This is a genomic window from Bosea sp. BIWAKO-01, assembly GCF_001748145.1.
Lineage (GTDB): Bacteria > Pseudomonadota > Alphaproteobacteria > Rhizobiales > Beijerinckiaceae > Allobosea.
The window spans coordinates 1,496,459-1,512,071 of sequence record NZ_BCQA01000001.1 but is presented as its reverse complement, the minus strand read 5'-3'; the positions used below and the strand labels follow the sequence as shown (position 1 = coordinate 1,512,071).

Sequence of the window (15,613 nt, the reverse complement as noted above, 5' to 3'; positions counted from 1 at the left end):
CGCTCTGGCCGCCCGGGATGACACCGTCCTGATGGTGTGTTTCAGCCCACGGGCGAGGGCGCTTCGCCGGCCGTCGGCGTTGCTGTCGCGCCGGGCGTCGAAGGATGTTCGACGGCCCCGGGCGAGGCCGAGATTGCGTCGCGCAGGGCTTGCTCGCGAGTGTGGTCGAGCGATGTCTTCAGCACCACGCCACCCGTGCCCTTGATCGCTTCGAGCACCTTGTCACCGGTCATCTTGCGGATCAGCAGGAAGAGCGCGGCGTTGCCGGGCTGCAGGCTGGTCGAGAGTTCCTTCATGAAGCCGTCATTGACGCCGTAATCGGTCAACGCACCACCGAGTGCGCCGGACGCAGCGCCGATCGCAGCGCCGAACACGGGCATCAGGAATATCGCGCCGATCAGCAGGCCCCAGAAGCTGCCTGAGACCGCCCCGAGCGCGGTGGTGTTCATGAGCTGGTTCAGCTTGATCTTGCCGCCCTCATGCATGACCGCGATCGCCGCGTCGCCGATCTCGATGAGGTATTCCTTCTGCAGGGAGATGACTTTCTGGCGCATCTCCTCGGCCTTGGCCTCGGTCGGGTATACGATGACGACGAGATCGGACATGGGACTCTCCTTTGGCGGGCAAACTCAACCTGCCGCGCAGCTGTGACAGAGTTGCGGCAGCGCGAGATTGCGCTCCGCTCTAGCCTGCCGGCAACCCCGCCGGTTTGATGCTCGTCAAACGCGGGCGAGGATGCTTGTCCCGCCCTATTCGCCCGCGATTTCCTTCGCCGCCTCGATGGCGCGGCCGCGCAGCGGCATTTCCTGCATCCTGACCAGGAAGAACAGGGCCAGAGCAAAGCCGGCGAAGGTCGCCGCGAAGACATATTGGAACAGCATGATCATGGTGGCGCGGTCCGCCGTTCCGGCCCGCAGGGTCTCGGCCGTAACGCCCGAGCCGGCGCCGATCCCGCCGAGCACGATCGCCCCGAATACGGCGACGATCAGCGCCCCGCCGATCTGGCGAAAGAAGTTCGCCGTCGCCGTCGTGGTGCCGAGCTGGTGCGGCTGGACGGCATTCTGGATCGAGACGGTGGCGACCGGCAGCAAGGTGCCGAAGCCGAGGCTGATCACGGCCAGCACGATGCCGAAGGGGATGAGCGACATCCGACCGGCGAAGGCGATCAGCAATGCGGTCCCGATCAGGGCGATGCAGAGCCCGGCCATCGGCACGCGCTTGTAGTGCTTGAGGAGGGTCATCGCCCGCCCCGATGCGGTCGCGCCGATGACTGTGCCGCAGGTCAGCGGGATCAATCCCATGCCGGAATTGGCGGCCGAAAGGCCGGCGACCGTCTCGAAATAGAGCGGCAGATAGATGGTGAGCCCGATGAAGGTGCCCATGCCGAAGCCGGCGGCGATCGTGCCCATGCGCACCACCGGATTAGCCAGGATCGCGAGTGGGATCAGCGGCTCCTCGGCGGTCTTGAGGCGAATGGCGAACGCGATCCAGAGCAGCGCCGACAGGCCGATCAGCCCGAGGATCTGGGTCGAGGCCCATGGGTAATGCACGCCACCCCAGGAGAGCGCGAGCAGCAGCGTCACCGTCGCGCTCGTCATCAGCCCGGCGCCGAGGAAATCGAGTTTGTGCGGCCGCTCATGGCGCGGGAGCCGCTTCAGCGCCTTGTCGGTCATCAGGTAGGCGAAGAGCCCAAGCGGCAGGTTGATCCAGAAGATCACCGACCAATGCAGCGCCTCGGAGATCACCCCGCCGAGCACCGGTCCGAGCAGCGAGGAGGAGAAGAAGACACTGGCGATATAGACTTGGTATTTTCCGCGCTCCTTCGGCGGCACCATGTCGCCGATGATGGTCTGCGCCATCGAGATCAGCCCGCCGCCACCGAGCCCCTGGACGAAGCGCGCCACCACCAGCAGCCAGAGTGACGATGCCAGTGCGCAGGCAACCGAGCCGACGATGAAGATCACGATGCCGGCGAGCAGCGTGATCCGCCGTCCATGGATGTCGGCGACCTTGCCATAGAGTGGCGTCACGGCGGTCGAAGCCAGCAGATAGGAGGTCACGACCCAGGGCAGATGCGTGACGTCGCCGAGCTCGCGTCCGATCGTCGGCATGGCGGTGGCGACGATGGTCTGGTCCAGCGCGGCCAGGAACATGGCGAGCATGATGCCGATGATGATGGAGCGGATATCCGCCTCCGACAGAGCCGGTTTGTGCTCATCGGTCTCGACACGCTTGTCCATCGAACTGCAACGCCTGCCCTGTGTTTGGGGAATGGCGGACTGTAGGATTCCATTGGTCCATGCGCCAGCGGCGCGCGCGCAAGGCAGGGCTGTGAACCAGGGCGGTCACGGATTCGTGTCGTGCCGATTCCAGATACAGGCGGACCAATGGAGTGGACCTGAACTGCGGCCGGCCCGGGCGTGGACCGCAGCGGGGGGGCGTATGACTGCAACGGCGCTGTTCACAAGGTGACGATGATCAAGCCCGGCAAGCGGCGCTAAGCCGTGGCGCAACTGAACCGGATTGTCTCTGCCGATCGGCTCCATGCTCCGACCGCCTGGCATGCATGACGGTCATTCCAGCCAGGCCCGCCTGGTGACCGTGACAAGCGCGGGACGCCCGCCTATCGTCGTATCCATGCTGCCATAGCGCCAAACATTCCGTCAGGTGGAGCTGGACGAGCCGCTCGCGAGGGCGATGCGCGCTGGCCGGATCCGCCGTCAATCCCGGTCGCCAGCTTCAGGGGCTGCGGCCGCCTCGCTGCCGTTCCCCGGGCATGGCCTGTTCAGGGACGAGCATTACTCCCCCCAACGACCAGCCGACGGAGACCTCACCATGTCGCATGCCCTGCAATTCTACATCGATGGCCAATGGGTCCAGCCGATGGGCAACAAGACCCTGGAGGTCATCGACCCTTCGACCGAGGAGGCATTTGCCACCATCGCGCTTGGCACCGAGGCCGATGTCGACAAGGCGGTCGCCGCCGCACGCGCCGCCTTCCCCGCCTTCGCCGCGACGTCGAAGGCGGAACGCCTTGCCCTGATGCGCTGCCTGCTCGAGGCCTACAAGGCGCGCTATGCCGATATCGCCGATGCGCTGTCGCAAGAGATGGGTGCGCCGAAGGATCTGGCGCATCGTGCGCAGGCCGGAATGGGCACCGCCCACCTCGCCAAGATGATCGAGACGCTCGAAAACTTCGAGTTCGAGGAGCTGCGCGGCACGACGCTGATCGCCAAGGAACCAATCGGCGTCGTCGGCATGATCACCCCCTGGAACTGGCCGCTGAACCAGATCATGTGCAAGGTCGCGCCGGCGCTCGCCGCCGGCTGCACCATGGTGCTGAAGCCGAGCGAGATCGCCCCGATCAACGCGATCATCTTCGCGGAGGTCATGCACGCGGCCGGTGTGCCGAAGGGCGTGTTCAACCTCGTCAATGGCGATGGCCCGACGGTCGGCGAGGCGATTTCGCGCCATCCGCAGGTCGACATGGTCTCGTTCACCGGCTCGACCCGCGCCGGCATTCTCGTCGCCAAGGCGGCGGCCGACACCGTCAAGCGCGTGCATCAGGAACTCGGCGGCAAGTCGGCGAACATCATCCTCGACGACGCCGACCTGAGCCAGGCGGTGAAGCTCGGTGTCGAGAGCGTGATGCGCAACAGTGGCCAGTCCTGCAATGCACCCACCCGGATGTTCGTGCCGGCCGAGCTGCATGACAAGGCGGTCGCGATCGCCAAGGCAACGGCGGAGCCGCTCAAGGTCGGTGCTGCTTCGGCTGAAGGCACCTGGCTCGGCCCGGTCGTCAGCGAGACGCAGTACAACAAGATCCAGGCACTGATCGAGGCCGGCATCAAGGATGGCGCCGATCTCGTCACTGGCGGTCCGGGCCGCCCCGAGGGCCTCAATCGCGGCTACTTCGTCCGCCCGACGGTGTTCGCCAATGTCACGGACGACATGACGATCGCGCGCGAGGAGATCTTTGGTCCGGTGCTCTCGATCCTGCCCTATCAGACGGAAGAGGAAGTCGTTACCCGCGCCAACGATACGCCTTACGGGCTTGCGTCCTATGTCCAGTCCGGTTCGCTGGAGCGCGCCCGCAAGGTCGCGGCGCAGATGCGCAGCGGCAATGTCTACATCAACTACCCGGCCTGGGATGCTGGCGCCCCCTTCGGTGGCTACAAGCAGTCGGGCAATGGCCGCGAATATGCCGATTTCGGCCTCGAGGAATTCCTCGAGATCAAGGGCACGGTCGGCTACGCGGCGGCCTGATCCGGGCGGCTTGCCGCATCCCTTCTGGTTGAGGGGATGCGGTGAAGCCGGGACGGTGGACGCGGATCGAGATCGGGTCTCGATCCCGGCAGTCGGACGGTGTGGGCCTCGGCTTGCGTCTGATCGTACAGGGGCGGCTGCGGCGTCCAAGCCTGTGTGAGTGCCTGCCGTGGCGAGGCACTGTTCGCGCAAAGGGGCGCGTGCATCACTGCGCACGCCCTTTCTCGTCTCTGCACGACATTGAAGGGCGCATTCCGCTCCCCCCGTTGAGGCCAGGCACTAGGGATCCTGAGATGACGCGCAATCGACGCGCGTCCCCAAGGAGCCGGGCAGTGAAGCGCTCGCTGGAAAACTCTCTGCGGTCTTGACGGCGGGCCAACCAGTCGGAAACGGCGTGCTGCGCTTTCGGAGAGGTTCTCGAAGATCTGCTCAGGGTGGGCTGGTCAGTAAAGCTGCCGCCGCTGAGCGCTTTCCAGGAATTTGGGTAGACCCCGCCACTGGTGAGCATGGCGACCGTGGCGACGCTTCAGTGGTAAGTTTATGCGACGAATGCAGGTTATTTACGCTATAAGATCGTCGATGGCGTGAAATAAGGTCACAATATACGATTGATATATTTTAGTCGGAGAACGTGCCGTAATTGGGCGCGTCGATTATTTATCAGGATCCGGAATATTCCGGGCAGGGGACGATCTTTGACTCGATGCGGCCATGTGGTGTGAATGGTTGTTCAAATTTTCTAATGAAATAAGTTACTAATTTCTTGACAGTTTTATGAATTCCCTTGCGGTATGCGTTTGCTATTGGGCGTTGAAGACCCAGGGGGGCGCATGCGGCCGCTACGGAGTTATCCTCGTGCCATCACGGGGCTGGCGGCCTTGTCGTCGGTGAGTTGGTTCGCGCTTGGCGTGACGCCGTCACTTGCCCAGACAGCATGGCAAGGCGTTTCTCCCAATTGGCATACGGCGTCGAACTGGTCGCTGGGGGCCGTTCCGACTGGCGCCACGACAGTTACCATCGGCGCTGGCTCGCTGATTGCGCCGTCCATTACTGCCGCCGGCGCGTCCGCGAACCTGCTGCATATTGGCGCGATCGGCATGACATCATCGCTGATCGTGTCGACCGGCGGCTCGCTCACCGCGGCCGCGACGACCGTCGCAAACCTTGCCGGAGAGGCGGGATCGGCCAACCAACCTGATCGGCGGGGCCTGGTCCGGCAACTATCTCTATGTCGGCTACAGGGGCCAGGGCAGCTTCACCGCTTCGGGCGGTGCGGCGGCAAATTTTGCGGCTTTCGTGACGACCGGCTCCTTCGCCGGATCTGCCGGAACGATCACGCTCTCGGGAGCGGGGACCACCTGGTTTAATGGCAACGGCCATATCGTCGGAGAATCCGGGCAAGGCACCTATCAGATTCTCGCCGGCGCGAGGGCCGATGACCGCGCCGTCACTGCCGGCTACAACGCGACGGGGGTGGGGGCGGTCACCGTCAGTGGAGCCACCTGGAATATCCGCGGCACGTTGATGACTGGCTACGCGGGGCGCGGCGATGTGGTCATCTCCAATGGCAGCTCGGCTGCGGTTGCGGTCAACACGAATGTCGGCGAGTTCGCGTCCGCCCGGGGGGCGCTCACCATCGATGGCGCCGGCTCAAAGCTGAAGGTCGGAGGCTATTCGGTCTTTGGAATGAGCGGCCAGGGCAGTGGTCTTGTCTCGAACGGCGCTGTTGTCCAGACGAACGAGGGCATCCTCGCCTGGCAAACAGGTTCGCGCGGCGATCTGCGGGTGACGGGTACGAATTCCCAGTGGCTCGGCTCCAGATACCTGATGGTCGGCAATCTCGGCGTCGCTGAAACAACGATCGACAGTGGCGGCAGGGTGCGCATCGACGACGGCCGCGGCATGCTTGTCATCGCCAACAGCGCCGGCTCGACGGGCACCGTGAACGTCGGCGCGGCAGCAGGAGCAGTCGCCCGCGCGCCCGGCTTCATCGATGTGGCGGAAATCCGCTTCGGACGTGGCTCCGCGCGGCTCGTGTTCAATCATACCGATACAAACTATGTGGTTGGCGCGACGTTGACCGGCAATGGAGCGATCCTGCACGAAAGCGGGACGACGATCCTGACCGGAATGAACACCTTCCGGGGGACGACGACGGTGAACGGTGGTTCGCTGATCGTGAACGGATCGATGGCGGCATCGTCTGGACTGACCGTCGCGGCGGGCGCACGGCTCGGCGGGTCCGGGCAATTGCCGTCGACCACGGTGAACGGCACGCTGGCGCCCGGCAACTCGCCGGGAACGCTGACGGTGAACGGCAATCTGACCATGGGCGCGGGCTCGGTCTATGAGGCCGAAATCCAGGGCGCGGTCGCAGACCGGGTCAATGTCACGGGGAAGGCCAACCTCGCAGGCACGCTCAGGCTGGCCTGGCTGGGCGGGCCCTCTTCCTTCACGACGTCCTATACACTGCTCTCGGCGCAGGGCGGGCTCGGTGGGACGGGTTTCGGTACGCTCGATTCGGGCAGCGCCTTCGGGGCCGGCATCGCCACCAACCTGGCCTATACCTCAAACGACGTGATGCTGACGCTATCGCCAAAGCCGCTGGCCGGCTTCGTCGCATCGCCCTTGAACGCCTTTTCGGTCGCCGCCGGGCTCGATCGGGCGGTGGCGGGCGGGGCCGATCCGTCGACGCTGTTTGGCATCTACAACCTGCCGGCGGCGGCGATCCCCGGGGCGGTGAACCAGCTTTCGGGCGAGGCGCATACGGCGGCCCCGGCGATGGCGGTCTCGGCCGCCGACCAGTTCCTGCGCGTCATGCTCGATCCCTTCGCGGCGGGCCGCGGCGCGACCGGGTCGGCGCCCGGCGAAGCCTCCTTCTCCGGCCTCGTCCGCAAGGGAGCCGACGTACCGACCACGCCGGCTTTCCTCGATCCACCGCCCTACACCGTCTGGGGCGCGGCCTTCGGCTCGGTCGGCCGCACCGACGGCAGCGCGCGCATCGGCTCGGCCAAGCGCGATCTCGACGATGCCCATCTCGCCGTCGGCGCCGATGTCAGGATCATGCCCGGCACGGTCGCGGGTTTTGCGGTCTCCGGCGGTAGCGCCCGCTCCTCGCTGTCCGGCGGTCTCGGCAAGGCCGAGGCCGATGTCTTCCAGGCCGGCCTCTACGGCACGACCCGGCTCGGGCCGGTCAATCTTGCCGCCGCCTTCGGCTATGGCCGGCTCGAGAACGAGATCAAGCGCAGCATCCCGGTGCTCGGCAGCGCATTGTCCTCGTCCTATGCCACCACCGCCTGGAGCGGCCGGCTGCAGGCGAGCGCCGCGGTGCTGTCCTGGAACGGCCTGACCTTCTCGCCGCTGGCGGCGCTGCAGGCGATCCAGGCGCGCAGCCCGGCCCTGACCGAGGCGAACTGGGCCGGGGCCAATGCTGGCGCGCTGGCTCTCGCCCGGCGCAACGACATGACCTCGCGCAGCGAGCTCGGCCTGCAGCTCGACTATGCCAGCGGCCTCAACGGGCTGCCGGTCGCGGGCTATCTCCGGGCGAGCTGGGCGCATTACTACCAGCGCGATGCCGGCCTCTCCGCCTCGATTGCCGGCCTGACCGGCGCAGGCTTTGCGGTCGAAGGCGCAAGGCCCGCCCGCAACAGCGCGCTGCTCGCCGCCGGGCTCGACCTCAAGCTCAGCCCCTCCGTCACGCTCGGCGCCCGCCTTGACGGCGAACTCTCCGGCACCACGAACCGCCTCGGCGGCCAGGCCCAGGTCAGGGTTAGCTTCTAGCGCGGGCATTCCGGCCGCGTGCATGATCTCGGTCTCATGACAAGCCTCGGAGTTGCAGCCAAAGTCTGTCCGCGCTTAAACGCAGCATGCGCCAAGCCCTGCTGATCGTGGACGTGCAAGCCAGCTTCTCGCCGCCGGAATGGCTGATCCAGGGTATTGCGGCTGTTGCTGCCGGTATGCCCTCAGTGGCGACGGTCGAGAGGCATGACGAGGCAGTGACGCCTTTCGAGCGTCAGCTGGGCTGGAAACCCGGTCTGTCGGACGAGAGCCTGGTCCCTGCCGATCGCGTCTTCATCAAGCACGGCTATCTGCCGCCGGCCGCGATGATCGACCATCTCCGAGGCATGCAGGTGCAGCGTGTGCTGGTCTGCGGCCTGCAGGCCGATACGTGCGTGCTGGCCGCCGGCTTTGCCCTCTTTGATGCGGGCCTCAGTCCGGCGCTCCTGAGGTGGTTGACCGTCGGCTCCTCTCTGGATCGTTCCGGCGAACTGGGTGTCCGGCTTTGGCGCCACCATTTCGGTGCGGTGATCCTGAACCCTGATGAGCTCCTGGCTGGGTAGGTGGCCTCGGCGCCGATCCGGTTCGATCCGGTATGACGAAGCATTAATGCCTGCGTCATCGAACAGTTCGGCCGGCTTCCCTATGCGGAGGGTGCTCGGTGTTTCGCTTTCAGGACGCGTCGCGTGAGTGATTTGACGCGATACCGATGGCTTGGCGTCGAGTGCAGGTCGAAGCAGTGAATGCTCCCTGCGCGCGTCGTTACTCGTACCGGGAATACCCGGGCGAGGCTTCGGCCCGCGGGAGGAGGCGCCGTGATGGGGAGATAGCGGCGCCTCCTCTTCGATCGCGCATGAAGTGTTGCGCATCGCAGGGTCTGCGAGCTTGGCGGCATTGCATGTGTCGCGCTGGACCCAGCGCTGTCCCGCCTCACATGCATCCGTGCATAAATCCGCCAAAGCCAAATCCTTCGGCTGGCGGAGCGCCGGGCCGCCATCGCCCAAGAAAAAAGGGCCACGCCAGAAGCGCAGCCCGAAGTCTAGGGAGGAAACGCCCAAGGAGGGCGCCACAGCATCTCTGCTGCGGTGCACAGGAGATAGGGCGCCACTCTCGCGACCGCAAGAGGAAAAGGGCAGTATCGCTGCCCTTTTTTGAGGCGGCCTGCTCAGCCTTGCTGCACGGCGGCGGGGTCCATCCACATCAGCTCCCAGACATGGCCGTCGAGATCCTGGAAACCGTGGCCATACATGAAGCCGTGGTCCTGCGGCTTCGCGTAGGTCTTGCCGCCGGCGGCGACCGCAGCATTCACCATCGCGTCGACATCACCGCGGCTCTCGCGCGAAAGGCAGGTCAGGACCTCGGTGACCTTGGTCGCATCGGCAATCGGCTGTGGTGCAAAGCCTGCGAATTTCTCGTGCGTCAGCAGCATCGCGTAGATGGTGTCGCTGATCACCATGCAGGCGGCAGTGTCGTCAGTGAATTGCGGGTTGAAGCTGAAGCCGAGCGCCTTGAAGAAGGCCATGGACTTCTGCAGGTCCTTTACGGGCAGGTTGACGAAGATCATCTGGGGCATGGTCGTTCCTTGCTTGTTTCTATGTTTGAGTTGGGAAACGGCCGCCGCCATAGGCGGTAGCAGTCAGGGCCGGGACAGTGCCCTGAGGTCCTGTCGGAACCGGTCAGGATCCGTTTCGGGCAAGAGCGCGTCGACCTCGCGGTGGACGCGCTGCCAAACCGGGACGGCGAGAAGGAGGAGGGCGTGACCGGCTGGCAGCAATGCCAGCAGCCGGCTGCGCCGATCCTTCGGATCGGTTCCGACGGAGATGAGACCGCGCCGTTCCAGCGGCTTCAGCGCCGCGGTCAGGGTGGTGCGGTCCATGGCGAGCAGGCTCGCCACCGGGCCGAGGCCCGGTGGCTGCGGACGATTGAGCGACATCAGCAACGAGAACTGCTGGTTGGTCAGGTCAAACGGCCGCAAGGCCTCGTCAAAGCGTCGCGCCAGAGCCCGCGCCGCCCTCTGCACATGCAGGCACAGGCAATGATCCCGCACATGCAATGTGGTCTCGAAGGGCAGCCGGTCCACGGCGGAAAGGGGAAGAGGCTTTGACATGGAGCCTTTATGTTGATATCAACCTATCCTGTCAAGAGGGGCGTTTCGGAAGGAGGAAGGCCATGCAGCAACACCCGGTTGTTTCACGCGAGGACTGGCTTGCAGCGCGCAAGGTACTGCTCGCCCGCGAGAAGGAAGAGACGCGTCTGCGCGACGCGGTGAATGCCGAGCGAAGCGCCTTGCCCTGGGTCCGGGTCGACAAGAACTATGTCTTCGACACCCCGGCAGGGAAGCGGCGGCTGGCGGAACTGTTCGACGGGCGCAGTCAGCTGATGATCTATCATTTCATGTTCGGGCCGGAATGGGAGGCAGGTTGCCCTGGTTGTTCCTTCCTGGCTGATCATCTCGACGGCACGCTGGCGCATCTGAACAATCACGACGTGACATTGGTCGCAGTCTCGCGGGCACCGCTGCCGAAGATCGAGGCCTATAAGCGCCGCATGGGCTGGCACTTCCCCTGGGTCTCGTCCCATGGCAGCGACTTCAATTTCGACTACCACGTCTCGTTCACGCCCGAGCAGCTCAAGGGAGACAGCGTCAGCTACAATTTCACCGATACGCCGGTGGGCAATGCGCATGACGAATTGCCCGGACTGAGCTCGTTCATCCGCAACGAAGCCGGCGAGGTGTTTCATACCTATTCGAGCTATGCGCGGGGCCCGGAGGAGCTGATCGGCACATTGATGATCCTCGACCGCGCGCCCAAAGGCCGCAACGAGGAGACGACCATGAGTTTCGTCAAGCGCCACGACGAGTACGAGACGGTGCCGATGGCCGCAGCCTGTTGCGCGTGATTGCAGGCCAGGTGCGCCCGGAACCCGGTCGCGGCGAAGCGCAGGACCGGGGTCCATGCCAGCCTTGGGACGGCCCGGGTTCAGGCATGGGCCCAGGGGAGGTCTCCAGTCGCCTGAAAGGCGGAGTGGCTCAGCCCCGCGCCACGCTCGCGCGTTTCACGATGCTTGCCAGTTCGGGCGAAGGATCGAGCGTGCCGAAGACATAGCCCCAGTCGGCATCGAGCCTGGAGCGGCAGAAAGTCTCGAACACCGCCTCATTCGCGTGCTTCTTCAGCTCCGAGGCCTGCAACGCATAGGCCATCAGGTTGGCGAGCCGGCGGCCATGGCCATCGTCATTGCGCGGTTTGGCCACCTCGTCGCCGAGCCTGTCGAGCCATCGGTCGAGCGCGCGGTTGGCGCCGCGAGCGGAACCGAGTTCGGCCATGAAGGCCTCTTTCGTGCGTGGATCGCGGTTGAACGAACGCAGCACGTCCATGCACATCATGTTCGAGGTGCCTTCCCAGATCGCGTTCAGCGGCGCCTCGCGATAGAGCCGTGCCATCGGGTTCTCCTCGATGAAGCCATTGCCGCCATGGCATTCCAGCGCCTCGGCGACGAAGGCGGCAGCGCGCTTGCAGTTCCAGAATTTCGCCAGCGGTGTCGAAACCCGTGCGACGTGGCGCTCCTGCTCGCTGCTCTCCATCGCGTCGGTGGCCGCGGCAACGCGAAAAGCCATCAGGGTCGAGGCCTCGGAGTCGATCGCGAGATCGGCAAGAATATTGGTCATCATCGGCTGCTCGGCCAGCGAGGAGCCAAAGCCCTTGCGCGATTGCGTGTGGTTGAGCGCCAGGGTCAGCGCCTGCCGCATCAGCCCGGCCGAGCCGATTGCGAAATCCAGCCGGGTCAGATGGGCGTGGCTGAGGATCTCGCGGATGCCATGGCCCTCCTCGCCGACGAGCCAGCCCAGGCACTCGCGGAATTCGACCTCCGACGAGGCGTTCGAGCGGTTCCCCGCCTTGTCCTTCAGCCGCTGGATCTGCAGCCGGTTGCGGCTGCCATCCGGCAGGAAGCCGGGGGCGAAGAAACAGGAGACGCCGCTCTCGCTGCGCGCGAGCGTGAAGAACCCGTCCGATTGCGGGACCGAGAAGAACCATTTGTGTCCGGTGATCAGAAAGACCCGCCCCTCCGGCGTATCCTCCAGATAGCGCGCGGTCGTCTGGGTCTGCCGGAGGTCCGATCCGCCCTGTTTCTCGGTCATCGCGTAGCCGATGCTCGCCCCTGTCTTCTGCGAGACCGGGAGTGGGCGCTTGTCATACTGGCCGGACGTGATCTTCTCGCGCCAGAGCGAGAACTCAGGCTGGGCCAGGCCCGGCCAGGCGGCATAGGTCATGCCGGTCGGGCAGCCGACCCCATGCTCGATCTGGTTCCAGACATAGGAGAGGACGCCACGCGCAACGTGGCCGTTCGGTTCTGTCGCCGTCCAGGCCAGCGAGGGCACCTCGAGCCGGAAGGCGAGCGCCATCAATTCGTGCCAGGCCGGATGAAATTCGACCCAGTCGACGCGGTTGCCGAAGCGGTCATGCGTCCTGAGCTCCGGCGTGAACCTGTTGGCGAGACGCGCCAGATCCTGCACCGCCTCGTCGCCGGCATGGGCGCCGAGCGCCGTCGCTCTGCCTGCAACCCAGGGAGCCTGGCGGGTGACGACGCCCTGCAGCACCGCGTCGTCGGAGAAGGCGTTCCAGCCCGTGGCGGGGCGCGCCTGGTTCAGCACCTGATGGGTCGGGGCAATGGCGTGCACGGTCATGGTGGTCCTCTGGTCAGGTCCGGCGCTGCGCCGGCTATCCCGTCCCGCGACGGGGAATGAAGGGGATCCGAGGCTGACGGGTTGCGCTATTCGGCCGCTTCGCGCGGGACCCCGTTCGGCGATTCCGGCACCTCGCAACCGGTGACACAGCAGCGCCCCGGCTGCTTCGAGACCCTGCCGCCATCGGCGAGGACGCCACGTCCGAGCAGGCTCTCGACCAGTTCAACCTTCTCCGCCACCGGGTAGTTGCGCCAGATTTCGCGCTTCATCGCTTCTGGCGAGCCGCCGCCATGCAACGAGATCACCGAATACCAGCCGGCCTCCTTCGAGACGGTCAGATCCTCGATGAAGCGCGCGACCTCGGCGCGCTGGGCGTGCGGGATATCGGGGCGGCCCGCTAGTACGGCGGACAACGAGGCAGCGGTCTCGGGATTATGATCCTCATCCGGACCTGGCAGCGCCACGATCAACCCGCCCGATACGTAGTGGGCGATGCGGTGCATGTCGTAGATCTGCGTCGCCAACAGCAGCTTGCCGATATTGGAGAAGACGCTGTCAGGCATCACCGAGCCAGCAGGATCCTTCTGGCAGTAGACGGAGGCCGCGACACCACAGGCAAAAAATCCTTCCGTGATCTTGATCAACTCGACCATCTGTTCGCGGACGTGGCCATGGCGCTCCGTATCGAGCCCGTTGGCCTCGATCATCAGTGCGCCGGCGCCGATCAGGAGATCGCCGAACCCGGCTCTGGCGCCGATGCAGGAATGGCGGTGATGCGTCGCGTAGCTCGTGGTCAGGAAGCCGCCTTCCTCGGTCTCGCCGGCAAGGAAGACGCGGTCCCATGGCACGAAGACATCGTCGAACATCACGACGCCGGTCGACTGGCCGTATTGCGCCGAGAATTTCGCGGCTGGATCGCCGGGGCGTCCGGCAGGTCGCGCCACGATGGTGACGCCCGCGGCATCGCAGGGCACGGCGCAGCAGACCGCGAAATCCTCGTCGCCCAGCACGTGGGTGCGGCAGGGCATCACCAGGAATTCGTGCATATAGGGCGCGCCGGTGACGATGGCCTTGGTGCCGCGAATGACGATGCCGTCCTTCCGCCGCTCCTTGATGTGAACATAGGAATCCGGGTTCGCCTGTGCGCCCGGCCGTTTCGAACGGTCACCCTTGGCGTCGGTCATGGCGACGCCGAGCGTCAGGTCCTTGTCCTGGACCTCGTGCAGGTAGGCTCGGAAGCGTTGCGCATAATCGGTGCCGTGGCGGGCATCGGTGACTGCTGTCGCCTGCCAGAGCGCATTCAGCGCATCATGGCTGAGATAGCGCTGGGCGCAGCCCGAGATCTTGCAGACCAGCCGAACCGCCTCGAGCTTGGCGAGCAGGTCGCTGGAGCGCTCATTGATGTGCAGCATGCGGTTGACGGTCTTGCCGGAGCTTGTCTGCCGTGCCGTCATCACCGGGAGATGGGCCTCCTGATGGGCGAGGCCGTAGGTAATCCCGACCGCGTTGATGCCGGGTGCCAGCAAGGGCTCGTCAGCCACGCTCTCGACACGCTGGCCGTTGACGAAAACACGCGGATGATAGGCGCGCAGCGACTCGCGGTAGCCCGCAGCATCCATCAGCATGGGCGTGTCCTCTTGGTATTTGATTGTTGCCCATAAAATTGAACGCCGTTAGAATTTCCGTCAACCCAAATTTGGAGCGATGTCGAGGTGGCAGTGGCCGAGACGATGCAAGGGCGCCGCAAGCGGGCGGTCACGGAACTCAGGCGCGGGCTGATCCTGGACGCCGCACGCACGGTCTTCGAGCGCGACGGGCTGGATGGCGCCTCGCTGCGCGCCATTGCGGCGGAGGCCGGTTACACGCCGGCGGCGCTCTACTTCCATTTCGATTCCAAGGAAATGCTCTATGCCGAGGTCCTTGGCCAGTCGCTGTCGGCGCTGCGCAACCATGTCGACAAGGCGGTCGAAGGGGCTGTTACGCCGGAAGCCCGTTTCCGCCTGGCAGCACTCGCCTTCTTCGATTTCTATGCGGCCCATCCGAGAGATCTCGATCTCGGCTTCTACCTGTTCCGTGGCGGCATGCGCCCCCATGGGCTCGGCCGCGAGCGGGACAAGGCCCTGAACGAGGCCCTGGAGGCGGGGCTCTCGCCAATCAGGCTCGCGGTCGAACAGATGGGCCGCGATCAGGAGACGGCACGGCTGGCCATGGCCGATGCCTTCGCCCATGCTTCGGGCGTGTTGCTGCTCGCCCATACGCAGCGGCTGCGGATGTTCGGTGCCCAGGCGCGCACGCTGATGGAGCGCTATGTCGATGTCCAGATCGGGCAATTGCTGATGGAGGGAGAGCGTCCATGACACTGCTTAAGGTCGAGCGCGCCCGCCTCGTCATCATCGATTTTCAGGCGCGCCTGATGCCGGTGATCCATGACGGGCCTCGCATGGTCGCGAATGCGCGCCGGCTCGTCGAGGCGGCCGCCCTGCTCGATGTTCCCGTGGTGATGACCGAGCAGAACCCGGTCGGGCTCGGCAGTACAGTGCCGGAGCTTTCGGGCGCCGGGCCGGTGGTGACCAAGATGAGCTTCGATGCCTGTGCCGAACCGGCCTTTCTGGGCGCGCTGGAAGAGGACGAAGAGCTGATTGTCTGCGGTTGCGAGGCGCATGTTTGTGTCGGCCAGACGGTTCTCGGGCTGCTGACGCAATGGCGCCGCGTGCTTGTGGTGCAGGACGCGATCGGCTCACGCGCGCCCGAGAACAAGGAGGCTGCAATCCGGCGCATGTCTGCTCATGGCGCCGAGATGGTCACGACCGAGATGGTCCTGTTCGAATGGCTGCGGACGGCGGAACACCCGCAGTTCCGCGCCGTGTCCAAGCTGATCAAATGAGG

12 protein-coding genes are annotated in these 15,613 nt (G+C 65.2%); 6 read left to right on the top strand and 6 right to left on the bottom strand.

The features are described 5' to 3' along the window. Positions 1-41 precede the first annotated feature (41 nt). Together BIWAKO_RS06880 and BIWAKO_RS06875 are read right to left on the bottom strand one after the other, a co-directional pair. Positions 42-605: a DUF1269 domain-containing protein gene (locus BIWAKO_RS06880; RefSeq protein ID WP_069877908.1), complete on the bottom strand. Its 564-nt coding sequence runs from the start codon at positions 603-605 to the stop codon at positions 42-44. Positions 606-749: 144 nt separating this feature from the next. Further along, a complete protein-coding gene (locus BIWAKO_RS06875; protein ID WP_069877907.1) occupies positions 750-2,240 on the bottom strand; it encodes an MDR family MFS transporter in 1,491 nt (496 codons plus the stop codon). A gap of 595 nt (positions 2,241-2,835) precedes the next feature. On the opposite strand from BIWAKO_RS06875, the gene BIWAKO_RS06870 reads away from it, so the two are divergent. The 3 genes from BIWAKO_RS06870 to BIWAKO_RS06855 all read left to right on the top strand — a co-directional run bounded on the left by BIWAKO_RS06870 (position 2,836) and on the right by BIWAKO_RS06855 (position 8,606). Next, positions 2,836-4,266 carry an aldehyde dehydrogenase family protein gene (locus tag BIWAKO_RS06870; RefSeq protein ID WP_069877906.1) on the top strand — a complete coding sequence of 477 codons (1,431 nt, stop codon included), beginning with the start codon at positions 2,836-2,838 and terminating at the stop codon, positions 4,264-4,266. A gap of 1,164 nt (positions 4,267-5,430) precedes the next feature. Further along, on the top strand, positions 5,431-8,046 hold the full coding sequence (locus BIWAKO_RS06860; protein WP_069877904.1) for an autotransporter outer membrane beta-barrel domain-containing protein: 2,616 nt from the start codon (positions 5,431-5,433) through the stop codon (positions 8,044-8,046). Between the two features lie 86 nt (positions 8,047-8,132). After that, a complete protein-coding gene (locus tag BIWAKO_RS06855) occupies positions 8,133-8,606 on the top strand; it encodes a cysteine hydrolase family protein (protein WP_069877903.1) in 474 nt (157 codons plus the stop codon). A gap of 602 nt (positions 8,607-9,208) precedes the next feature. On the opposite strand, the gene BIWAKO_RS06850 is transcribed toward BIWAKO_RS06855, so the two are convergent. Together BIWAKO_RS06850 and BIWAKO_RS06845 are read right to left on the bottom strand one after the other, a co-directional pair. Further along, positions 9,209-9,616: a VOC family protein gene (locus BIWAKO_RS06850; RefSeq protein WP_069877902.1), complete on the bottom strand. Its 408-nt coding sequence runs from the start codon at positions 9,614-9,616 to the stop codon at positions 9,209-9,211. A 63-nt stretch (positions 9,617-9,679) separates the two neighbouring features. Further along, complete coding sequence (locus BIWAKO_RS06845; RefSeq protein ID WP_069877901.1) at positions 9,680-10,150, bottom strand: MarR family winged helix-turn-helix transcriptional regulator; 471 nt, start codon at positions 10,148-10,150, stop codon at positions 9,680-9,682. Positions 10,151-10,212: 62 nt separating this feature from the next. Here BIWAKO_RS06845 and BIWAKO_RS06840 point away from each other — a divergent pair, with 62 nt between their 5' ends. After that, positions 10,213-10,944 (top strand): DUF899 domain-containing protein, encoded by a 732-nt coding sequence (locus BIWAKO_RS06840; RefSeq protein WP_069877900.1) that lies wholly within the window; start codon positions 10,213-10,215, stop codon positions 10,942-10,944. Positions 10,945-11,074: 130 nt separating this feature from the next. Here the strand turns inward: BIWAKO_RS06840 and BIWAKO_RS06835 are convergent, their stop codons facing one another. Both BIWAKO_RS06835 and BIWAKO_RS06830 read right to left on the bottom strand, forming a co-directional pair. After that, positions 11,075-12,727: an acyl-CoA dehydrogenase family protein gene (locus BIWAKO_RS06835; protein WP_069877899.1), complete on the bottom strand. Its 1,653-nt coding sequence runs from the start codon at positions 12,725-12,727 to the stop codon at positions 11,075-11,077. An 86-nt stretch (positions 12,728-12,813) separates the two neighbouring features. Beyond that, a complete protein-coding gene (locus tag BIWAKO_RS06830) occupies positions 12,814-14,352 on the bottom strand; it encodes a 4-hydroxyphenylacetate 3-hydroxylase family protein (RefSeq protein ID WP_069877898.1) in 1,539 nt (512 codons plus the stop codon). Between the two features lie 93 nt (positions 14,353-14,445). On the opposite strand from BIWAKO_RS06830, the gene BIWAKO_RS06825 reads away from it, so the two are divergent. Both BIWAKO_RS06825 and BIWAKO_RS06820 read left to right on the top strand, forming a co-directional pair. After that, entirely contained in the window at positions 14,446-15,084 is a 639-nt protein-coding gene (locus BIWAKO_RS06825; protein WP_069877897.1) for a TetR/AcrR family transcriptional regulator, read from the top strand. Next, positions 15,081-15,611, top strand: a complete 531-nt coding sequence (locus BIWAKO_RS06820; RefSeq protein ID WP_069877896.1) for an isochorismatase family protein — start codon at positions 15,081-15,083, stop codon at positions 15,609-15,611. Before BIWAKO_RS06825 ends, BIWAKO_RS06820 begins: the two co-directional genes overlap by 4 nt. Positions 15,612-15,613 lie beyond the last annotated feature (2 nt).